At 69.6% G+C, this 21,565-nt stretch carries 20 protein-coding genes; 7 read left to right on the plus strand and 13 right to left on the minus strand.

All coding sequences use genetic code 11. The features are described 5' to 3' along the window. Positions 1 to 3 precede the first annotated feature (3 nt). From P5G59_RS14390 to sdhC, 11 genes are all read right to left on the minus strand, one after another. Positions 4 to 507 (minus strand): MarR family winged helix-turn-helix transcriptional regulator, encoded by a 504-nt coding sequence (locus P5G59_RS14390; RefSeq protein WP_301219686.1) that lies wholly within the window; start codon positions 505 to 507, stop codon positions 4 to 6. 68 nt (positions 508 to 575) lie between these two features. Then, positions 576 to 3,551, minus strand: coding sequence for a glycosyl hydrolase (locus P5G59_RS14395; protein ID WP_301219687.1), 2,976 nt, complete (start codon positions 3,549 to 3,551; stop codon positions 576 to 578). A 63-nt stretch (positions 3,552 to 3,614) separates the two neighbouring features. Next, positions 3,615 to 4,346 carry an HAD family hydrolase gene (locus P5G59_RS14400; RefSeq protein ID WP_301219688.1) on the minus strand — a complete coding sequence of 244 codons (732 nt, stop codon included), beginning with the start codon at positions 4,344 to 4,346 and terminating at the stop codon, positions 3,615 to 3,617. Further along, positions 4,343 to 4,936, minus strand: coding sequence for a GNAT family N-acetyltransferase (locus tag P5G59_RS14405; RefSeq protein ID WP_301219689.1), 594 nt, complete (start codon positions 4,934 to 4,936; stop codon positions 4,343 to 4,345). Before P5G59_RS14405 ends, P5G59_RS14400 begins: the two co-directional genes overlap by 4 nt. Next, the gene (gene trpS / locus P5G59_RS14410) at positions 4,936 to 5,946 is read right to left on the minus strand and encodes a tryptophan--tRNA ligase (protein WP_301219690.1); all 1,011 of its coding nucleotides are present in this window, start codon (positions 5,944 to 5,946) and stop codon (positions 4,936 to 4,938) included. The genes P5G59_RS14405 and trpS overlap by 1 nt, the downstream gene beginning before the upstream one ends. Positions 5,947 to 5,990: 44 nt before the next feature. Next, on the minus strand, positions 5,991 to 6,827 hold the full coding sequence (locus P5G59_RS14415; RefSeq protein ID WP_301219691.1) for an exodeoxyribonuclease III: 837 nt from the start codon (positions 6,825 to 6,827) through the stop codon (positions 5,991 to 5,993). A 9-nt stretch (positions 6,828 to 6,836) separates the two neighbouring features. Next, positions 6,837 to 8,081, minus strand: coding sequence for a YihY/virulence factor BrkB family protein (locus P5G59_RS14420; RefSeq protein ID WP_301219692.1), 1,245 nt, complete (start codon positions 8,079 to 8,081; stop codon positions 6,837 to 6,839). A gap of 90 nt (positions 8,082 to 8,171) precedes the next feature. Further along, complete coding sequence (locus P5G59_RS14425) at positions 8,172 to 8,933, minus strand: succinate dehydrogenase iron-sulfur subunit (RefSeq protein WP_301219693.1); 762 nt, start codon at positions 8,931 to 8,933, stop codon at positions 8,172 to 8,174. Next, positions 8,933 to 10,735 (minus strand): succinate dehydrogenase flavoprotein subunit, encoded by a 1,803-nt coding sequence (gene sdhA / locus P5G59_RS14430; protein ID WP_301219694.1) that lies wholly within the window; start codon positions 10,733 to 10,735, stop codon positions 8,933 to 8,935. Before sdhA ends, P5G59_RS14425 begins: the two co-directional genes overlap by 1 nt. A 21-nt stretch (positions 10,736 to 10,756) precedes the next feature. Beyond that, entirely contained in the window at positions 10,757 to 11,200 is a 444-nt protein-coding gene (locus P5G59_RS14435) for a succinate dehydrogenase hydrophobic membrane anchor subunit (protein WP_301219695.1), read from the minus strand. A gap of 1 nt (position 11,201) precedes the next feature. After that, entirely contained in the window at positions 11,202 to 11,618 is a 417-nt protein-coding gene (gene sdhC / locus P5G59_RS14440) for a succinate dehydrogenase, cytochrome b556 subunit (RefSeq protein WP_301219696.1), read from the minus strand. Between the two features lie 161 nt (positions 11,619 to 11,779). Here sdhC and P5G59_RS14445 point away from each other — a divergent pair, with 161 nt between their 5' ends. Then, entirely contained in the window at positions 11,780 to 12,004 is a 225-nt protein-coding gene (locus tag P5G59_RS14445; RefSeq protein WP_301219697.1) for a hypothetical protein, read from the plus strand. Positions 12,005 to 12,008: 4 nt separating this feature from the next. On the opposite strand, the gene P5G59_RS14450 is transcribed toward P5G59_RS14445, so the two are convergent. Together P5G59_RS14450 and P5G59_RS14455 are read right to left on the minus strand one after the other, a co-directional pair. After that, positions 12,009 to 13,145: a magnesium and cobalt transport protein CorA gene (locus P5G59_RS14450; protein ID WP_301219698.1), complete on the minus strand. Its 1,137-nt coding sequence runs from the start codon at positions 13,143 to 13,145 to the stop codon at positions 12,009 to 12,011. Positions 13,146 to 13,209: 64 nt separating this feature from the next. After that, complete coding sequence (locus tag P5G59_RS14455) at positions 13,210 to 14,379, minus strand: glycosyltransferase family 4 protein (RefSeq protein WP_301219699.1); 1,170 nt, start codon at positions 14,377 to 14,379, stop codon at positions 13,210 to 13,212. 74 nt (positions 14,380 to 14,453) lie between these two features. Between P5G59_RS14455 and P5G59_RS14460 the strand changes: the two genes are divergently transcribed. The 6 genes from P5G59_RS14460 (at position 14,454) to P5G59_RS14485 (ending at position 21,561) form a co-directional block, all read left to right on the plus strand. After that, positions 14,454 to 15,593, plus strand: a complete 1,140-nt coding sequence (locus P5G59_RS14460) for a mannose-1-phosphate guanylyltransferase (protein ID WP_301219700.1) — start codon at positions 14,454 to 14,456, stop codon at positions 15,591 to 15,593. 188 nt (positions 15,594 to 15,781) lie between these two features. Then, positions 15,782 to 16,864: a BMP family lipoprotein gene (locus P5G59_RS14465; protein WP_301219701.1), complete on the plus strand. Its 1,083-nt coding sequence runs from the start codon at positions 15,782 to 15,784 to the stop codon at positions 16,862 to 16,864. Between the two features lie 179 nt (positions 16,865 to 17,043). Beyond that, complete coding sequence (locus P5G59_RS14470) at positions 17,044 to 18,564, plus strand: ABC transporter ATP-binding protein (RefSeq protein ID WP_301219702.1); 1,521 nt, start codon at positions 17,044 to 17,046, stop codon at positions 18,562 to 18,564. Then, a complete protein-coding gene (locus P5G59_RS14475; protein ID WP_301219703.1) occupies positions 18,561 to 19,859 on the plus strand; it encodes an ABC transporter permease in 1,299 nt (432 codons plus the stop codon). Before P5G59_RS14470 ends, P5G59_RS14475 begins: the two co-directional genes overlap by 4 nt. Then, positions 19,856 to 21,148, plus strand: coding sequence for an ABC transporter permease (locus P5G59_RS14480; RefSeq protein WP_301219704.1), 1,293 nt, complete (start codon positions 19,856 to 19,858; stop codon positions 21,146 to 21,148). Before P5G59_RS14475 ends, P5G59_RS14480 begins: the two co-directional genes overlap by 4 nt. Then, complete coding sequence (locus tag P5G59_RS14485) at positions 21,145 to 21,561, plus strand: cytidine deaminase (protein ID WP_175335540.1); 417 nt, start codon at positions 21,145 to 21,147, stop codon at positions 21,559 to 21,561. Before P5G59_RS14480 ends, P5G59_RS14485 begins: the two co-directional genes overlap by 4 nt. Positions 21,562 to 21,565: the final 4 nt, after the last annotated feature.

The following is a 21,565-nucleotide window of genomic DNA, read 5'->3' on the forward strand; positions in this document are numbered from 1 at the left end:
TGACTAGCGCTCGCGCAGCCCCGGCGTCATCTCCAGGCCGGCGAACGCCTGCCGGGCGAACCGCGCGACGGCGCGGCGCAGGGTCTCGACCTCCTGCGGGTCCCAGCCGAGGGTGACCTCGTCGACCTGCGCCTGGGCGACCTCCATGATGCGCTCGCCGAGCTCGCGGCCGTCGCGGGTGAGCGCGACCAGCACGCTGCGCTCGTCCCGTGGCGACGGCACGCGCTCGACCAGACCGATCTCCTCCAAGCGGCGCACGATCTTGGAGATGTTCGCCTTGCCCGTTCCGAGGGTCGCCGCCAGGTCGGTGGGCCGCAGCGCACCGCGGTAGGCGAGCTGGTTGACGACGACGAACATCGGGATGTCGTCGACCGGGAAGCCGATCTTCTCCATCACGCGCTCGCGCACATCCCGGCTGTCCGCCCAGTGCACGATCGACGCGATCGACAGACGGAGGTCGAACGGGTCCTGCTCGATGACCGGCGAGAGGTCGGGGTCGTCCGACACGCTGCCACCTCCTCTGTTCGGCGTGCTGCCCAGTATCCCAGCCGCGTGGGGCCGGAGTCGCGCGGGGCTCAGCGTTCGCGCACGACGGTCACCGGCCCGAGCAGGCCGTGCGGCCGCACCTGCGTCTGGTGGCCGCCCTCGCGGCCGAGCAGCAGCAGGCCCATGTCCGGGATGCGGTCGTAGTATCCGCGCGCGATCAGCCGGTTGTTCAGGGAGCTGGCGACCCGGACCGTGACCGTGTTGCGCCCGGTCCTCGCCATGTCGGTGATGTCGACGACAGGACGCGAGGTGTCGAAGCCGCGCGCCTCGCCGCCGTTGACGCTCGCGACGCCGAGGCCTCCCGCGGTGGAGCCGAGGTCGAGCAGCAGGCGCTCGCCGGGCTCCGCGGCGCGCTCGAGCTCGAACTCGGCGCGGTACTCCGCGACGCCGGAGACCTCCGGGCCGACGCCCGGGAGCTCCGTCCACGGTCGCAGCCCGGAACCGTCGACCGGGAGCGTCGTGACCGCGGTCGTCGGACGCACCTCCCTGGTCTCGTAGCCGAGGCCGCGGTCCTCGACGATCAGCTCGTCCGGTCCGGCGTCCCAGCTCTCGACGGCGATGCTCCAGCCCTCGAGCCGCTGCACGGTCTCGCGCTGGGCCGGGCGCGATCCGGCGGGCGTCTGGGAGCGGTCGACGGTGAGGAGGGCGATCTCGCCGGGGGCGAGCGCGACCGACACGACGGTGCGGTCGCCGTCGAGCCGTACCCCGCGGTGCTCGGCGACCGCGCCGCTCCACGGGTCGACCCGGTACGGAGTGCCGGCGCCGGGGAGGGCGACCTCCACGACCGTGTCCTCTCCTGTCTCGTACAGGAAGTGGTAGAGGTACACGTGCAGCAGGTCGCCGTCCTCGCGCAGCGAGCCGAGCACGAAGCGGTTCTCGGCGACGAACTCGGCGCGGCCGACGACGCCGAGCCCGCGCAGGGCGGACACGGTCTCGGCCGGGTCGTCGATCTCGGCGACGGTCGGCTGCGCGTGCAGCGCCGCCATCGTCTCGGCGAGCTCGGTGTCGCGGCCGTCCAGCCCGGGCGTCCGGGATGTCGCGCGGGCGTTCAGGATGTGCTCCCCGGTCAGCAGCAGCTTCAGCTCGCGGGCGCCGTTCACGATCAGCACGCGGAGTCCGGCCCTCGCCTGGTCGAGCAGCAGCCGGGCGACGTCCGGGTTCAGGGCCTCCTGATAGACGATCAGGGCCTGGTAGCCAGGGCCGTCCGGTTGCACGAGGCCGTCCGCGAAGGCGACGTCGTCGCGCAGCAGCAGGCTGCCGTCGAAGAACTCGTAGCTCCACCCGGCGTCCTGCATTCCGAGGTCCTGCCACCAGTGGTTCTCGCGGTTACGCATCCACATCGTGCCGTAGGCGACCTCGTCGGGGATCCGGCGGCCGTCGGGGTCGAGGAAGTACATCCCCGACATGTTGTCGACGAAATGGTCGGTGCGCAGGATGCCGACGTCGATGCGGGGCCGGCCCTGCCGCAGCAGGTACTGCACGCGCCCGAGCGCGGCGTTCCACTGCGGGTAGAACTCACTCGCCGGCTGGCGGAGGTCGAACCGCTCGGAGAACGCCGGCCACATGCCCTCGTGCCCGGGCCACTCGGTCGCACCCTCCGCGCCCGCGGTGCTGGCCCAGCCGTGCAGCACGGTCTTGGTGATGCCGGCCGCGAGCTGTGTCGCGATGATCTGGTCGTAGAACCGGTGGTCGAGCATGTGGTTGCGCGTCGTGGCGCCGGTCTCCGACGAGTACTGCTTGCCGAAGAGGTGCGCGGGCCCGGCGAGCAGCCGGTAGGCGTCGATCTGCGAACCGAACTCCAGCGACTCCGTCTCGATGCCGTCCACCTCCGGCCCCGGCCGGGTCAGCTCGAAGGGCAGGCCGTAGCTGATCTCCGAGCGCAGCAGGATGCCGTTCTCGTGCAGGAACGCGGCGAACGGCCGCAGCATGTTCTCGATGTAGAGGTCGGTGAGCGTCTCGACATAGTCGTGCCGGACCTTCTCGACGGTGGGCCGCTGCGCCTCGGTCGGCTGGTTGCGGTACGTCGTGGCGGAGGCCATCAGCAGCACGCTGCGGGTGAGGAACGGCAGCCACGGGGCGATGTCGTAGCCGCGGCGCTCGCGGAACTCCCGCGCGACCGACGCACCCCAGAACAGGCCGCCGTCGCCCCAGGTGGTGAGCTCGAGCGAGTCCATGTACATCTGCGCGCGCGGGTTGCGGGCGATCAGCGCGCGCAGCTCCGGCGTCAGGACGGTGGACCGCCAGTAGTCGATGACCGCGTCGACGCCGGCGCGGTCCAGGTAGTTGACCGTGTAGTTGACGCCCACCGACGGGGAGGCCGTCTGGCCGGTGCCGTGCGACCAGAACACGAAGAGCCGCCAGGCGCGGTCGTCGCCGGCGTCGGGGCTCCAGTCGAGGGTGCCGTCGACGACCCGGGAGGTCAGGTCGAGCACGGCGTCCGCGTCGAGCACCGGCGCAGCGCCGTCACCGCCGTCGGACACGACGGGGGCGGCGACGGCGGCGACGAACTCCTGCGTCCTCGGCGGGACGCGGTGGCCGGGGAGCAGGCTCTCGGCGCGCTCCTCGTCGAGCACGATGCGCGGAAGGGCGCCGGTGCGGCCCGTCCCCGCCCGCACGTCCTCCGTCACGACGTTCAGCTCCCGGGCCGCGGCCGGGTGGTCCGGGTCGATCGTCGGCAGGTTGGCGTTGGACCAGTTCGTGCCCGACGTGAAGCTCACCGACATCCCGCGCGCGGTCGTCTCCTCGACCACGATCTGCGAGTCGTGCACCCACTCCTCGGAGCCCCAGCCGTAGCGGGCGTGGTCGATGGCCTGCTCGTCCATCGCGAGGAACTCCATCCCGCCGAAGCCGAGCCGGTGGGCGGCGTCGATCTCGAACCGCAGGGTGCGGTCGGTGTGCAGGCCTTCGGCCAGCCACCAGCGCAATTCGGGGCGGTACTCGATGGGCGGATCCTGCAGCGCGGCGCGGTGGCGCTCCAGCGGGCGGGAGGTCTCTGGCTCGGTCACGATCGGTTCTCCTTCGAACGACGGTGTCGTGAGCGTACCACTTATTGTCTATAGGACACTACTTCAGGAGAGCAGCTCCGGAAGCTCGGCGAGGGAGCGGATGGTGAGCACCCCCGCCGCGAGGGCATCGTGCTCGTCGTCGGAGGAGGGGACGGCGTCCCGGCGGTTCAGCCACACGCCGGTCAGGCCGGCGCGTGCGGCGCCGATCGCGTCGGTGCGCAGCCGATCGCCGACGTAGGCCGCCTCCGCGGGGCTCACGCCGAAGGCGTCGCAGGCGAACCGGAAGATCGCCTCGTCGGGCTTCGGGATGCCGACCTCGCCCGAGGCGACGACGTGCTCGACGCGCGCGTCGAGACCCACGGCGTGCACCTTCCGGCTCTGGAACGCCAGGTCGCCGTTCGTGATCAGGCCGAAGCGCACCCCGGGAATTCGCCGCTCCAGCTCGTCGAGCGCGGGCAGCGCGTCGTCGTGCAGCGTCCAGGCCGCGACATAGTGCTCGAAGTAGTCGGCGAACCACGCGCTCGCCTGCCCGTCGTCGAGGACCACTCCATGACGCGCGGCGAAATCGCGCGCCCTGGCCTGGCGCTGCCCCTCGAAGTCGAGTCGCCCAGCGAGGTAGGAGTGGTAGTGCTCCTCCTCGAGGTCGTGCCAGAGGGTCGTCAGCTCCTCCGCCTCGAGCGCGCCGTACGGAGCGCCCAGAGTGTCGGCGTAGCGCAGGATGCCCGACTCCACGGCCGCGCGATGCGCGAACAGGGTGTCGTCCAGGTCGAACAGGACGACGCGCGGCGCGGTCACGCCTCCGCCTGCACGAACGTGACGTCCGGCCAGTCGCCTGCGGGCGCCCGCGGGTCGTCCGGCAGCAGCACGCCGCGCCACTCGTCGAGGCGCTCACCGCGCTGCACCGCTCCGCCCGGCACCACGCCCTCCCACCGGAAACCGGCGCGGCGCGCGACCGCAGCGCTCGCCGCGTTGCCGGTGAGGGCGCGCCACAGGATCCGCCGCAGGGCCAGCCCGTCGGGCCCGGGGGCGAAGCCGTACGCCAGCACCAGTGCGGTGGCCTCCGACATCACCCCGCGGCCTCGCGCCTCCGGAGCCAGCCAGTAGCCGATCTCGCCCTGGTGCTGGTGGATGTCGCCGAGGCTGACCATGCCGACCAGCTCGCCGTCGACACGCACGCTCCACGTGCAGACCCGGTCGCTGGCCCACCCGTCGGGCACCACGCTGGTGACGAACCCGACCGCGTGCTCGCGCCGGTACGGCGACGGCACGGTGGTCCATCGCGCGATCTCCGGGTCGCTGCAGAGCTCGGCGATCTGGTCGACGTCGGACTCCGCGGGCTGGTCGAGCGTCACCCGCGCGCCCGACAGGACGACCGGATACGGCATCAGCGCGCCTTGCGCAGGAAGCCGACGCGCTCGTACGCCTTCGCCAGCGTCGCCTCCGCCACCTCGCTCGCGCGTTCGGCGTTGACGGCGAGGATGCGGTCGAGCTCGCCCGGATCGGCCAGGAGGTCGAGCGCGCGCTGCCGCACGGGCGTGAACTCGCCGACCACGACCTCGACCAGGCCCTTCTTGAAGTCGCCGTAGCCCTTGCCCTCGTACTCCAGCTCGATGGACTCGATGGAGCGGCCGGTCAGCGCCGAGTAGATGCTGAGCAGGTTCGAGATGCCGGGCTTGCCCTCGCGGTCGAACGACACGACGCCGTCGGTGTCGGTCACTGCGCGCATGATCTTCTTGCGGGTGACGTCGGGCTCGTCGAGCATCCAGATGATGCCGGAGCCGGACTCCGCGGACTTCGACATCTTCGACTCCGGGTTCTGGAGGTCGTAGATGCGGGCGCTCTCCTTGAGGATCATCGCCTGCGGCACCACGAACGTCTCGCCGAAGCGGCTGTTGAAACGCTCGGCGAGGTCGCGGGTGAGCTCGACGTGCTGGCGCTGGTCGTCGCCGACCGGGACCACCGTCGTGTCGTAGAGCAGGATGTCGGCGGCCATCAGCACCGGGTAGGCGAACAGTCCGACCGAGGTCGCGTCGGCGCCCTGCTTCTGCGACTTGTCCTTGAACTGCGTCATGCGCGACGCCTCGCCGAAGCCGGTGATGGTGTTGAGCACCCAGGCGAGCTGGGCGTGCGCGGGCACGTGCGACTGCACGTAGAGGGTGGACGCGGACGGGTCGATGCCGGCCGCGATGTACTGGGCCGCCGTGCGGCGCGTCTTCTCGCGCAGCTCGGCAGGATCCTGCTGCACCGTGATGGCGTGCAGGTCGACCACCGAGAAGAACGCGTCGTGCGTGCTCTGCAGCTCCTTCCACTGCAGCAGCGCGCCGATGTAGTTGCCGAGGTGCAGGGAGTCGGCGGAGGGCTGCATGCCGGAGTAGAGGCGGGGGAGTTCGGTCATGGTTCTGCTTTCGAAAATCTGTGGATGGAGTGCGGGCTGTGCGGTCAGACGGCGTAGTCGACGACCACGGGCGTGTGGTCCGACCATCGCTCGTCGTACGCGGCCGCGCGGTCCACCGCGACGTCCTGCACCCGCGCCGCGAGCGCGGGGGTGGCCAGCTGGTAGTCGATGCGCCAGCCGGTGTCGTTGTCGAACGCCTTGCCGCGCCACGACCACCACGTGTACGGGCCCTCGACCTCGCCCGCGTGGCGGCGGACGACATCCACCCACCCGAGCCCGGCGCCGTCGTTGTAGGACGGGTCGCCCTCCGCGCCGAGGATGCGGTCGAAGTAGGCGCGCTCCTCCGGCAGGAAGCCGGCGCGCTTCACGTTGCCCTTCCAGTTGCGGATGTCGAGCGTGCGGTGGCCGACGTTCAGGTCGCCCATCACGACGGCGAGCTCGTTGTGCTTCTGCAGCTCCGGGAGCCGCGCCTCCATCGCATCGAGGAACTTGTACTTCTCGACCTGCTTGTCGGTGCCCGCTTCGCCCGAGTGAACGTACGCGCTCACCACGGTGACGACGGTGTCGCCCACCTCGTAGTCGGCCTCCAGCCAGCGGCCGGCGCTGTCGAACTCGGTCGGGCCGAGCTCGACGCGGTGGATGGCCGCGCGGTGGCGGCTGGCGATGGCGACGCCGGCCCGGCCTTTCGCGCTGGCGGGGTCGTGCACGATGTCCCACTCGTCGCCGAGCAGCCCCTGCAGGTCTTCGCTGGAGGCGCGCACCTCCTGGATCGCCAGGATGTCGACGTCGCGCCCGTCGAGCCATGCCCCCATGCCCTTGCGGAAGGCGGCGCGGATGCCGTTGGCGTTGATCGTGGCGATGCGCAGGCGACTCGAGGGCATGCCTCCAGCCTAGCGTCGGCTGCCGACAGCGGTTCCGGGCTCCTGCACGCCGTCCAGCAGGTCGTCGAGCCGGTGGGCGGCGCGCTCCACCCGCCGCTGCGCGGGCAGGCGGGCGAACCACCGGGCCGCCGCCAGATCCTCCTGCGCGTGCTTCAGCTCGGCCTGGGCGACCAGCACGCGCGCCTGGTGCTCGGCCGCCGCCCGTTCCGCCGCGGCCTGCTCCGGCGTGACGGCGCGCGGCGAGATGCCGTGGTCGAACATCCCGACCGCGATCCACGACGCCGAGAGCAGGATGACCCGCGAGATCAGGTTGAACCACAGCAGCAGGCCGATGAAGACGGCGAAGGTGGCCAGCAGCGGGTTCTTCTGGTTGGCGAACAGGAGGCCGCTCAGCACGCTCAGCCCGGCGAGCACGAGCGACCCGAGAAGCACCCCGAAGAACAGGTTGCGCCACGGGATGGCGACGCGCGACATCACGCGGAACATCGCGCCGAGGGTGACGATGTTGAGCACGACGGAGACGACGAGGCCGGAGAAGCGGGCGACGGCGTTGGTCCAGAACGAGTCGGAGCTCAGCCCGATCAGGTCGAGGAGGAAGGTCAGCGTCTGCGTGCTCACGATGCTGACCAGGGCGGACGCGATGAACAGCACGCCGAAGATCAGCGCGAGCCCGAGGTCGCGGATCTTCTGCAGCACGTAGTTGGTGGTGTCGCGGCTGAGCCCGAACACCGCCCGGACCGCCTGGCGGGTGTAGTAGAGCCAGCCGATCGCGGTCCAGATGAGGCCGACGGCGGCGACGATGCCCGTCCAGCCGAACGAGGTCGCCGTCTGCAGCTGCTCCGCCGGGATGACGCCGGGCGTGGTCGGGGTCGACACGAGGCCGGGCACGGCGCGGTTCAGCAGCTTGACGATCGCGTCGAACACCTCCTCGTTGCCCGCCAGCCACACGCTGGAGATGGAGAAGCCGACCCAGACGGCCGCGAAGATCGCGAACAGCGACTGGTAGCCCATGCCGGCCGCCCGCAGGTTGCCGTCCGAGTGCGAGTAGTTGATGTACACGCGGTACGGGCGGAGCCCCTCCACCCACTTGGCCAGGTGGGAGACGCGCGCCACCGGCTTCTCCAGGCGGCGGCGCAGCGGATCGGCGTGCTCCAGCAGCCGCTCCTTCAGCGACTCCTCCGGCTCGACCGTCCCTTCGGCGCGCTGCACCGCGGGGTCCGGCTCCAGCGGAGCGCGCCTGGTCTTCTTGGCCACGCCGTCAGGATAGCGAGGGAGGGGCGCACGGGGAGACGCAGACGGCCCGCCCTGCCGGGGGCAGGACGGGCCGTCGGGCGTGCGGCGCGATCAGCGGCGACCGCGCATGATCGCCTGCTTGACCTCGGCGATCGCCTGCGTGACCTGGATGCCGCGGGGGCACGCGTCCGTGCAATTGAAGGTCGTGCGGCAGCGCCAGACGCCCTCCTTGTCGTTGAGGATGTCGAGGCGGACCTGCGAATTGTCGTCGCGCGAGTCGAAGATGAAGCGGTGCGCGTTCACGATCGCGGCCGGGCCGAAGTACTGGCCGTCGGTCCAGAACACCGGGCAGGACGACGTGCACGCGGCGCACAGGATGCACTTGGTGGTGTCGTCGAAGCGGGCGCGGTCGGCGACCGACTGCACGCGCTCCTTGCCCTTCTCGGGCTTGGAGTTGGCGACCAGGAACGGCTGCACCTCGCGGTACGACTCGAAGAACGGCTCCATGTCGACGATGAGGTCCTTCTCGAGCGGCAGGCCCTTGATCGCCTCGACGTAGATCGGCTTCGAGATGTCGAGGTCCTTGATCAGCGTCTTGCAGGCGAGCCGGTTGCGGCCGTTGATGCGCATGGCGTCCGAGCCGCAGATGCCATGGGCGCACGAGCGGCGGAAGGTCAGCGAGCCGTCCTGCTCCCACTTGATCTTGTGCAGCGCGTCGAGGATGCGGTCGGTCGGGAACAGCTCGACGTCGAAGTCCTGCCAGCGCGGCTCCGAGTCCACATCCGGGTCGAAGCGGCGGATGATCAGGGTCACGGTGAACGACTCGACCGGCGCCTCGGGGGCCGGGGGAGTCTCGAGCACGGCGTTCGACATCAGTACTTCCTCTCCATCGGCTGGTAGCGGGTCACGACGACGGGCTTCCAGTCGAGCGTGATGTGGTCTGCCGCGTCCGACGAGTGCGGGTCGCCGGTGAGGTAGGCCATGGTGTGCTTCATGTAGTTCTCGTCGTCGCGCTTCGGGAAGTCGTCGCGCATGTGGCCGCCGCGGGATTCCTTGCGGTTGCGGGCGGAGTAGACGACGACCTCCGCGAGGTCGAGCAGGAAGCCGAGCTCGACGGCCTCCAGCAGGTCGGTGTTGAAGCGCTTGCCCTTGTCCTGCACCTGGACGTTGCGGTAGCGCTCGCGCAGCTCGTGGATGGTCTCGGTGACCTTGGCGAGGGACTCGTCGGTGCGGAACACCTGGGCGTTCCGGTCCATCTCGTCCTGCAGCTCCTTGCGGATCGCCGCGATGCGCTCGGTGCCGGTGGAGGTGCGCAGGCTCTCGATCATGCCGCGGACGGCGGCGGCCGGGTCCTCCGGCAGCGGCACGTACTCGGCGGTCTTGACGTACTCGACCGCGTTGTTGCCCGCGCGCTTGCCGAACACGTTGATGTCGAGCAGCGAGTTGGTGCCGAGGCGGTTGGAGCCGTGGACCGAGACGCAGGCGCACTCGCCCGCGGCGTAGAGGCCCGGGACGACGGTGGTGTTGTCGCGCAGCACCTCGGCGGCGGTGTTCGTCGGGATGCCGCCCATCGCGTAGTGCGCGGTCGGCATGACGGGCACCGGCTCGACGACCGGGTCGACCCCGAGATAGGTGCGGGCGAACTCGGTGATGTCCGGGAGCTTGGTCTCGAGCACCTCGGCGCCCAGGTGCGTGCAGTCGAGCAGCACGTAGTCCTTGTGCGGGCCGGCGCCGCGTCCCTCCGCGACCTCCTGGACCATGCAGCGGGCGACGATGTCGCGCGGCGCCAGGTCTTTGATGGTGGGGGCGTAGCGCTCCATGAACCGCTCGCCGGAGGCGTTGCGCAGGATCGCGCCCTCGCCGCGGGCGCCCTCGGTGAGGAGGATGCCGAGCCCGGCGAGGCCGGTCGGGTGGAACTGGAAGAACTCCATGTCCTCCAGTGGAAGGCCCTTGCGCCAGATGATGCCGACGCCGTCGCCCGTGAGGGTGTGGGCGTTGGAGGTGGTCTTGAAGATCTTGCCGAAGCCGCCGGTGGCGAAGATGATCGCCTTCGAGTGGAAGACGTGCAGCTCGCCGGTGGCCAGCTCGTACGCGACGACGCCGGCCGGCTGCGGGACGCCGTCCACCTCGTTCATGATCACGTCGAGCACGTAGAACTCGTTGAAGAAGTTGATGCCCAGCTTCACGCAGTTCTGGAACAGCGTCTGCAGGATCATGTGGCCGGTGCGGTCCGCCGCGTAGCACGCCCGGCGGACGGGCGCCTTGCCGTGGTCGCGGGTGTGGCCGCCGAACCGGCGCTGGTCGATCTTGCCCTCGGGCGTGCGGTTGAACGGCAGGCCCATATTCTCGAGGTCGATGACCGCGTCGATGGCCTCCTTCGCGAGGATCTCCGCCGCGTCCTGGTCGACCAGGTAGTCGCCGCCCTTGACGGTGTCGAAGGTGTGCCACTCCCAGCTGTCCTCCTCCACGTTGGCGAGCGCGGCGGCCATGCCGCCCTGCGCAGCGCCCGTGTGGGAGCGGGTGGGGTAGAGCTTCGAGATGACGGCGGTGCGGGCGTGGGGCCCGGCCTCGATGGCCGCGCGCATGCCTGCGCCGCCGGCGCCCACGATGACGATGTCGAACTCGTGGTAGTGGACGCCGTCGATGACGGTGGATTCAGTAGCTTCTGTTGTCACAGGTCTTCCGTTGTCGAAGGATCAGCGTGCCGGGCAGAAGGACGGCAGGTCGGAGGCCGCGGCGCCCGCGGGGCAGGGGTCGAACGTGAAGATCACGAGCGTGCCGAGCACGATCAGCACGACGACCGCGGCGAGCACGGCCCACTTCAGGATGCGGTTGACCGTCCGGTTGTAGGCGTAGTCGTTGATGAGCGTCCGCATGCCGTTGCCGCCGTGGATGAGCGCCAGCCACAGCATCAGCAGGTCCCAGACCTGCCAGAACGGCGTGGCGTACTTGCCGGCGACGAAGGCGAAGTCGATCTGCTTGACGCCGTCGCCGAGCACGAGGTTGATCAGCAGGTGGCCGAAGATGAGGATCACGAGCACGAAGCCGGAGGCTCGCATGTAGATCCAGCCCCACTTCTCCCAGTTCTTGCCGCGGGAGGAACGGGCGGCGGGGGTGCGCGGCGCCTCGATGGTGGTCACGTCAGTTCACCTCCGAGAAGATGTGCACCAGCTGCACGGGCACGAAGCCGGCCATGAGGATCACCCAGAGCGCGATGACGATCCAGAACATGACCTTCTGGTACTTGACGCCCTTGCTCCAGAAGTCGATCGCGATGATGCGCAGGCCGTTGAACGCGTGGAACACGATGGCCGCGACCAGGGCGATCTCGCCGAGGCCCATGATCGGGTTCTTGTAGGTGCCGATGACGGCGTTGTAGGCCTCGGGGCTCACGCGGACGAGTGAGGTGTCCAGGATGTGGACGAGAAGGAAGAAGAAGATGGCGACGCCGGTGATGCGGTGGAGGACCCACGACCACATCCCCTCGCGGCCACGGTACAGTGTGCCGCCCGGCCGGGTCTTGGCCGGCTGCAGCGTCCCTGCCGCTTGGTCTGACACGGACAACCCTCCCTGGTTGCTGATCGCTGATAGGGCGCGGTGAGCGCAGCGCCAGTCTATGCCGCGGGTGCCGATCACGCCTCTTAGGGTGGCCTTGGTTATCTCGATGTCGAGATAACCGGCCCTCGACGGGAGAGCGCGTGCGGCGTACCGTCCAGGCCATGACACAGGACGAGCCGATCATGGACGGCAGCTTGGACGCCGGCCACGACGAGAAGGTCGCCGGAGTGGTCGAGCAGGTGCGCGCCGACGCGCAGCTGCGCGACTCCGAGGAGGTCGCGCAGCTGCTGCGTCAGCGCCTCGACGAGACCGGGCTCCAGGTGTCCGACGACGAGTTCGCCCGCCACGTCGACGACATCCGGAACGGCACATCGGCCGCCGGCTGACGTCTCAGAGCCAGCCGCGGCGCTTGAAGATGGAGTAGAGCAGCCCGCTGAGGCCGACCATCGCCAGCACGGCGAGCGGATAGCCGAGCGGCCACTGCAGCTCCGGCATGTGCGTGAAGTTCATGCCGTAGACGCCCGCGATCAGGCTCGGCGCGAAGAGGATCGCCGCCCAGGAGGAGATCTTCTTCACCTCCTCGCCCTGGCGGTTGCTGGAGTGCGCCAGCCGGGTCATCTCCTCGTTCTGGCGCTCCGACACCAGGGTCGAGTTCACCGTCAGGATGTCGCGCAGCAGGTAGCGGAAGCCGTCGATGCGCTCGTTGACCTGGGTGAGGTGGTCGGCGACGTCGCGGAGGCGGCGCTCCAGCTCCTGCGTCACGCCGTACTTCGCCGTGCCGCGCTCGAGCGCCAGCATCACGGCCGAGAGCGGATGCGTCGCCCGCTGGAAGTCGATCACCTCGCGCGACAGCTCGTAGATGCGGCGGGACACCAGGGCGTCGCCGCCGAACACCTGCGTCTCGATCTCGTCGATGTCGTTGGCGAGGCCCGCGACCACAGGGCTGTACGCATCCACGACCGCGTCGATGATCGCGTACAGGATGGCCTGCGCGCCGAGCGCGAGCAGCTCCGGCTCGCCCTCCATCCGCTGGCGGACGTGGGAGAGGTCGGGCGACTCGCTGTGCCGGACGGTGATGACGAAGTTCGGCCCGACGAACAAGTGCAGCTCGCCGAAGTCGACCTCCTCGGGCACGTCGAGGTAGTTGGCCGCCTTCAGCACGACGAAGAGGACGGTGTCGTACCGCTCGAGCTTCGGCCGCTGGTGGGCGACGATGGCGTCCTCGATGGCGAGCGGGTGGAGGTTGAACTCCTCCGCGAGCGACATGAGCTCCTGCTCGGTCGGCCGGTACAGGCCGATCCACGCGACTCCGCCCGGAGTGCGGTCCAGCGCGCCGTACGTCTCGGCCAGGGTGGTCGGCGAGGCGACGCGGACGCCGTTCGCGTAGATCGCGCTGTCGACCATGCTGGTGCGCCGCCCGGACTGCTCCTCCACGGCCGTCTGCGACGCGACGGGAGAAGGAGGGTCGGTCCGGCGTGTGCGGCTGACGAAGGGCATTTGGATGCCGCGTCGGTTCAGGTTGGCCATGGGTCACCTCCGTCGTCACGAGGACGGGATAGAGCGGATACAGGGACCGGCCCGCTGGGGCCACCTAACTGTACGCGCGCGAACCCTCCGCGGGCTGTACGTCGCGGGCGGCCACGTCTGCGACGGCGTTCAGGATGACGCGCTCGTAGTGGCCGATCAACTGCCCGCAGAGCACCTCCCAGCTCCGGCCGAGCACGGCGCGGCGGCCGGCCTCGCCCATCCGCCTGCGCTCGGCGCCGTCGCGGACGAGCAGCGTGACGGCGGCGCGGAGGGCGCGGTCGTCGGAGGGCGGGAAGAGCAGGCCGTCGACGCCGTGCTCCACCAGGTCGATCGGGCCGCCCGCGCGCGGGGCGACGACGGGCAGGCCGGACGCGTGCGCCTCCTGCACCGTCTGGCCGAAGGTCTCCTCCGAGCCGGTGTGCACGAAGACGTCGAAGGCGGCGTAGGCGGCGGCGAGCTCCTCGCCCCCGCGGCGGCCCAGCCAGGTGACCGGCATCCCGCGCAGCTCCCGCGCCACCGCGTCGCGCGACGGACCGTCGCCGACGATCGCGAGCGAGACGCCGGTGAGGCCGCGGAGCGACCGCAGCCGCTCCACCTGCTTCTCGGGTGCGATGCGCCCCACGTAGCCGATGACCGTCTCGCCGTCGGGGGAGAGCTGCTCGCGGAGAGCGGCAGCCGCCGCCGTCCTCCTCTTGTTCGGGTGGTAGCGCTCGAGGTCGACGCCGCGCCCCCAGCGGTCGAGCCGGGTCACCCCGGCGGTGCGCAGGTCGTAGGCGCTCGCCGCGGAGGGCGCGAGAGTGAGGTCCGCCCCTTCGTGCACCCAGCGCACGTACTTCCAGGCGATGGCCGAGGTGACGCCGAGGCCGTTCCTCCGGGCGAAGCCCGCGACGTCGGTCTGGTAGATCGCGACGGAGGGCACGCCGAGGCGGTTCGCAGCGGCGATGGCCTGCGCACCTAGGAAGAAGGGGGAGGCGGCGTGCAGCACATCCGGCGCGAACGTGCTCAGGATGCGCTGCACTTGGGGGCTCGGCAGCCCCACCGGGAACTGCCGGTACGCGATCGAGGGGACCTGGTGGATGCGGAACCCGGCGTACTCCGCCGGAGCACCCGCGTCGGGGCAGATCACGATGGCCTCGTGGCCGTGCTCGGCCAGATGGTCGAGCACCCGGAGGACGCTCGTCGTGACCCCGTTGACCGTGGGGAGGAAGCTCTCGCTGACGACCGCTACCCGCATGGCCTCACGCTAGGAGCGCGGGGTGTCGTGGCCGTGAACTGCGGGTGTCCTGCACCGCTCGGTATCCTTTCGGCATGACTCAGCAGCGCAGGATCACCACCGGCAAGCCGATCGACCGCTTCTACAGCGTGATCCCGGCCGGCGGCATCGGTTCGCGCCTCTGGCCCCTGTCGCGGGCCGACGCGCCGAAGTTCCTGCACGACCTCACGGGCTCTGGCCAGACGCTGCTGCGCGACACCTGGGACCGGCTGGTCCCGCTGTCGGGCGAGCAGCGGATCATGGTGGTCACCGGCCGTGCCCACCGCGCCGCCGTCGAGACCCAGCTGCCGGCGCTCGCCGACCCGAACGTGGTCCTGGAGTCGGAGCCGCGGGACTCGACGGCCGCCATCGGACTGGCGGCGGCCATCCTGGAGCGCCGGGAGCCCGGCGTGATCATCGGCTCCTTCGCGGCCGACCACGTCATCCACAACATGCCTGCGTTCCAGGCGGCGGTCCGCGAGGCGGTCGCCGCGGCGGAGGCGGGGTACATCACCACCGTTGGCATCCGCCCGACCGAGCCCGCCGTGGGCTTCGGCTACATCCACTACGGGGATCGGCTGGAGCTGCCGGGGGCGCCGAGCGCGCTCACCGTCGACTCCTTCAAGGAGAAGCCCGACCTGGAGACGGCGGAGCGCTACCTGGAGAGCGGCTCGTACCTCTGGAACGCCAGCATGTTCATCACCCGGGCCGACCTGCTGCTGGAGGAGATCGGCCGCAACCGCCCGCGCCTCCTGGAGGGGCTGCTCGAGCTCGCGGAGGCCTGGGACGACCCGGCGACCCGTGGGCCCGCGGTGGACCGGATCTGGCCAGGACTCGAGAAGATCGCCATCGACTACACCGTCGCGGAGCCGGCGGCGGCGGCGGGCCGGCTCGCCGTCATCCCCGGCTACTTCGACTGGGACGACGTCGGCGACTTCGCCTCGCTGGCCAAGCTCAACTCCGGGGGGCGCAAGTCGGACCTCGCGATCCTCGGCGAGAACGCCCGCGTGCTCTCCGACGCCTCCAGCGGCATCGTCGTCAGCCAGAGCAAGCGCGTCATCAGCCTGATCGGCGTGCGGGACATCGTGGTGGTCGACACCCCCGACGCGCTCCTGGTCACCACCAGCGAGAACGCGCAGCGGGTGAAGTCGGTCGTGGACGCGCTGAAGCTCACCGGTTCGACCGACGTCCTCTAGGGCGGGAGGAGTCCTCCCAGAACGGGGGACAGCCCTGCTCAAATGAGCGCGTGCCAATCGCGTGAGCGTTTGTAACGCTTGCATGAAGAAGCCGGATATTCGAACGGAGCCGTTCGTCACATTCGGTAACGTGAACCGCACAAGCCTGCGAGCACCCGCACAGGCTTACGCATCTTGGAGGAACAACCTTGTCAATCACAGCCCGTAAGGCCGGTCTCCTCGGCCTGGCGGCGGTCGGCGTCATGTCGCTGCTCGCCGCTTGCTCGGCTGCCCCGTCGGACAGCTCGTCCGGTGGCGCCGCGAAGAGCGACTTCCTTCCCTGCATGGTCTCCGACTCCGGTGGATTCGACGACCACTCGTTCAACCAGCTCGGCTACGAGGGCCTGCAGCAGGCCGCCAAGTCGCTGAACGTGAAGTACAAGCAGGCGGAGTCGAAGAGCGAGAACGACTTCGCTCCGAACATCCAGAGCATGGTCGACGCCAACTGCAACCTCGTCGTCACGGTCGGCTTCCTCCTGAAGGACGCGACGGAGAAGGCCGCGAAGGCGAACCCTGACGTCGACTTCGCGATCATCGACGACAACGAGATCCAGGCGAAGAACGTCAAGCCGATCATCTTCGACACCGCCCAGGCGGCGTTCCTGGCCGGCTACGCGGCCGCCAGCTACTCGAAGACCGGCATCGTCGGCACCTTCGGCGGCATGCAGATCCCGACGGTCACCATCTTCATGGACGGCTTCGCCGACGGCGTGAAGTACTTCAACGACCAGAAGGGCAAGTCGGTCAAGGTCGTCGGCTGGGACGTCGACAAGCAGAACGGCCTCTTCACCGGCGGCTTCGACGCCAACGAGACCGCGAAGAACACGGCTCAGGGCATCATCGACCAGAACGCCGACGTGATCATGCCGGTCGGCGGCCCGATCTACCAGTCGGCCGCGCAGGCGATCAAGGACTCCGGCAAGCCGATCGCGATGATCGGTGTCGACGCCGACGTCTACCAGTCCGACCCCAGCGTGAAGGACCTGCTCCTCACCTCGGTCATGAAGGGCATGAAGCCGGCGACCAACGACGTCGTCACCCAGGCCGCGAAGGGCAAGTTCGACGCGACCCCGTACGTGGGCACGCTGAAGAACGACGGCGTGGGCATCGCGCCGTTCCACGACTTCGAGTCGAAGGTCGACTCGGGTCTGCAGGGTGAGCTCGACAAGATCAAGGCCGGCATCATCGACGGCTCGATCAAGGTCACCTCGCCCTCGTCGCCGAAGCAGTAACCAGCGACGAGAACGCTCGACGGGGAGGTCAGCCATGGCTGGCCTCCCCGTTGCGTTCACACCCTCACCCTTTGCTCATCTGCGCACACCACGACATCTGCGCAGCCAGGTAATGTGAACACGCGCGTCGAGGCCACCAGCCGATTCCGCGTGCCCTCTCCTGAAGGAAACCCACCCGAATGAAGCTCGAACTCCGCGGCATCACCAAACGGTTCGGTGCCCTGGTCGCGAACGACCACATCGACCTCACCGTCGAACCCGGCGAGATCCACTGTCTGCTCGGCGAGAACGGCGCAGGCAAGTCCACCCTGATGAACGTGCTCTACGGCTTCTACCAGGCCGACGAGGGCGAGATCCTGCTCGACGACGTCGTCCAGCGCTTCTCCGGCCCCGGCGACGCCATGAAGGCCGGCATCGGGATGGTGCACCAGCACTTCATGCTGATCCCCGTCTTCACCGTCGCCGAGAACGTCATGCTCGGCCACGAGCAGACCAAGTTCGGCGGACGTCTCGACCTCAACGCCGCCCGCGCGAAGGTGCGCGAGATCTCGGCCCGGTTCGGCTTCGATGTCGACCCGGACGCGCTGGTCGAAGACCTGCCGGTCGGCGTCCAGCAGCGCGTCGAGATCATCAAGGCGCTGTCGCAGAACGCCAAGGTGCTCGTCTTCGACGAGCCCACCGCCGTGCTGACGCCGCAGGAGACCGACGAGCTCATGGCGATCATGCGCCAGCTCAAGGAGCAGGGCACGGCCATCATCTTCATCACCCACAAGCTGCGCGAGGTGCGCGAGGTCGCCGACCGCATCACGGTCATCCGCCTCGGCAAGGTGATCGGCGAGGCCGAGCCCACCGCGACCAACGTCGAACTCGCGTCGATGATGGTCGGCCGGGCGGTGACGCTGGCCGTGGAGAAGGAGCCCGCGAAGCCGGGAGCCGCCGCGCTCGTCGTCAAGAACCTCTCGGTGATCGACCAGATCGGTCAGATCGTGGTCAACAACGTGAGCTTCGAGGTGCGCGCCGGTGAGATCCTCGCCATCGCGGGCGTCCAGGGCAACGGGCAGACCGAGCTGACGGAGGCCATCATCGGCCTGCAGCCGCGCATCCAGGGCGAGATCCTGCTCGACGGCACGCCGATCCAGGGCCACAGCGTCCGCAAGGTGCTGGACGCGGGCGTCGGGTTCGTGCCCGAGGACCGCAACGAGGACGGCCTGGTCGGCGAGTTCACCATCCAGGAGAACCTGATGCTCGACCGCTCGACGGGCGACCCGTTCGTCAAGGGCGGCAACATCCAGTTCTCCTACCTCAAGGACTTCGCGGAGGAGAAGGTGCGCGAGTTCGACGTGCGCACCCAGTCCATCGACACCAAGGTCGGGCGCCTCTCCGGCGGCAACGCGCAGAAGGTCGTGCTCGCCCGCGAGCTGAGCCGCGAGCTGCGGCTCTTCGTCGCCGCCCAGCCGACGCGCGGCCTCGACGTCGGGTCGATCGAATTCGTGCACAAGCGGATCGTCGCCACTCGCGACGCCGGAGTGCCGGTGATCGTTGTGTCGACCGAGCTCGACGAGGTCGCCGCGCTGGCCGACCGCATCGCCGTGATGTACCGCGGGGGGATCGTAGGAATCGTGCCGGGGAACACGTCTCGCGACGTGCTCGGCCTCATGATGGCCGGCGAGTCGCCGGAGCAGGCAGGAGCAGCAGCATGACCGGGACCCCCACGTCCGGCCAGCCCGTGGCGCCGGCGCAGCCGGCCCAGTCCGGGAGCCCCGCCCCCGCGTCCGGACACGACGACCAGTCGCGTTGGAACCAGGCGGTCCGCGAGATCATGGGCGGACCGGTGGTCATCTCGATCCTGGCCGTGCTGCTCGCGCTCATCGTCGGCGCCATCCTGATCGCGGTCACCGACCCCGACGTGCAGCGTGCGGCCGGCTACTTCTTCGCGCGGCCGGGCGACACCTTCGCGGCGATCTGGAACTCGGTGTCGAACGCGTACGTCTCGATGTTCCAGGGCGCGATCTACAACTTCCGCCGGCCCTCCTTCGCCGCGGGCATCCGCCCGCTCACCGAGACGCTGACCTTCGCCACCCCGCTGATCGTCAGCGGTCTCGGCGTCGCGCTGGCGTTCCGCGTCGGCCTGTTCAACATCGGCGGCCAGGGGCAGCTGCTCATCGCGGCCGCCGCGTCGGCCTGGGTGGGCTTCTCGTTCAACCTGCCGCCGGTGGTGCACCTGGTGCTGGCGGTCGTCGCCGGCATCGTGGGCGGCGCGATCTGGGCGGGCATCGTGGGCCTCCTCAAAGCGCGCACGGGCGCGCACGAGGTGATCGTCACGATCATGCTCAACTACATCGCGTTCTACCTGATCTCCTATATGCTCCGCACCCAGGGCCTCCTCCAGGCGCCGGGGTCGAACAACCCGAAGGCGCCGGCGGTGCACGACAACGCCGTCTTCCCGCCGCTGTTCGGCGCGCAGTACAACCTCACCTGGGCGTTCGTCGTCGTCATCGGCGCGACGGTCTTCGTGTGGTGGCTGATCAACCGCTCCAGCCTCGGCTTCCGGTTCCGGGCCGTCGGCGAGAACCCGAACGCCGCGCGCGTCGCGGGCATCGACGTCAAGAACGTCTACGTCTACGCGATGCTCATCGCCGGTGGCCTCGTCGGCATCGCCGGCGCCAGCCAGGCGCTCGGCGTCTTCCCGCAGGGCATCAGCTCCGGCGTGGACGCGGGCATCGGCTTCGACGCGATCACCGTCGCCCTGCTCGGCCGCTCCCGGCCGTGGGGTGTGTTCATCGCCGGACTGCTGTTCGGCGCCCTCAAGGCCGGCGGCTACACCATCCAGGCGGCGAACGACATCCCGATCGACATCGTCCTCATCCTGCAGTCCCTGATCGTGCTGTTCGTCGCGGCGCCTCCGCTGGTGCGGGCGATCTTCCGCCTGCCCACCCCGGGGAGCACGCCCCGGAGACCGCGTCCCATCGTCACGAAGGAGGTGGAGGCGAAGTGAGCACCACCGCCCCCGTCGTCCCCGACTCCTCGCCGATCGTCCTCGAGAAGGCCGAGATCCGCTCCTGGAAGGCGCCCATCGCCTTCGGCGTCTTCGTGCTGATCAGCATCATCCTGTTCTTCGGCTTCGCCCGGCACGGGGAGAGCACCTTCCGCCTGTCGGAGAAGTCCGACGCGATCGCCCTGCCGACCGTCACGGTGGACAGCTTCGTGACGACCGCGATCGTCACCATCCTGCTGATCGCCCTCACGGCGTGGAGCGCGTACCTCTCCTACCGTGCGCGTCGGACCCCGCTCTGGGTCGTCATCGTGTTCTCGCTGCTGTTCATGTTCGCGTTCCTCACGTGGGCCGACTCCGGCAGCCCGTACCCGGTGCCGGTCACCGGCCTGCTGCTCGGCACGATCAGCCTCGCCGTCCCTCTGGTCTTCGGTGCCCTCGGCGGCGTCGTGTCCGAGCGCGGCGGCGTGGTCAACGTCGCCATCGAGGGCCAGCTGCTCGCCGGGGCGTTCGTCTCCGCGATGACGGCCTCGCTCACCGGCAGCTGGGTGGTCGGCCTGATCGCCGCCATGGTCGCCGGCGTGCTGGTGTCGTTCCTGCTCGGCGCGTTCGGGATCAAGTACCTCGTCGACCAGGTGATCGTCGGCGTCGTGCTGAACGTCCTCGTCATCGGCCTCACCAGCTTCCTCTACTCGAAGCTGCTGGCCGGCAACCCGCAGCTGCTCAACCACCCGCCGCGCCTGCCGAGCTGGCCCATCCCGGTGCTCAGCGACATCCCGATCATCGGCAAAGTCCTGTTCGACCAGTCGATCATCGAGTACCTGATGTACCTCGCGGTCTTCCTGGTCTGGTTCGGGCTGTTCAAGACCCGCTGGGGCCTGCGCCTGCGCTCGGTCGGCGAGCACCCGGAGGCAGCGGACACGGTCGGCATCAACGTCAACAGCACCCGGTTCTGGAACGTGGCCCTCGCGGGCGCGATCGCCGGCCTCGGCGGCGCTTACTACACGCTCGGCTCCGTCGGCGCCTTCTCCAAGGAGATGACCGCAGGACAGGGCTTCATCGCCCTCGCGGCCGTCATCTTCGGCCGCTGGGACCCGATCCGCGCGACCCTCGCCGCGCTGCTGTTCGGTTTCGCGACCAACCTGCAGAACGTGCTCAGCACCATCGGATCGCCGGTGCCGAGCGAGTTCATGCTGATGCTGCCGTACGTCGTCACGATCCTCGCGGTCGCCGGCCTGGTGGGCCTCTCGCGCGCACCCGCCGCCGACGGGAAGCCGTACATCAAGTCATGAGCACGATCGACTGGGAGGCGCTGCGCTCCGCCGCCGACGAGGCGCGGACGCACGCGTACGTCCCCTACTCCAAGTTCCCGGTGGGCGCCGCGGCGCTGGTCGACGACGGCCGGATCGTCAGCGGCTGCAACGTCGAGAACGCCAGCTACGGCGTGACGCTGTGCGCCGAGTGCGGCCTGGTGTCGTCGCTCGCCATGACCGGGGGAGGCCGCCTGGTGGCGTTCACCTGTGTGAACGGCGACGGCGACATCCTGATGCCGTGCGGTCGCTGCCGCCAGCTGCTGTACGAGCACTCGGCCGAGGGGATGCTGCTGGAGACCGTCTCCGGCATCCGCACGATCGACGAGGTTCTGCCCGACGCGTTCGGGCCGCGCCAGCTCGCCGCCTACGCGGCCGAGCACGAGAACGACTGAACAG

The sequence above is a fragment of the Leifsonia virtsii genome (assembly GCF_030433675.1).
Classification (GTDB): Bacteria; Actinomycetota; Actinomycetes; order Actinomycetales; family Microbacteriaceae; genus Leifsonia; species Leifsonia virtsii.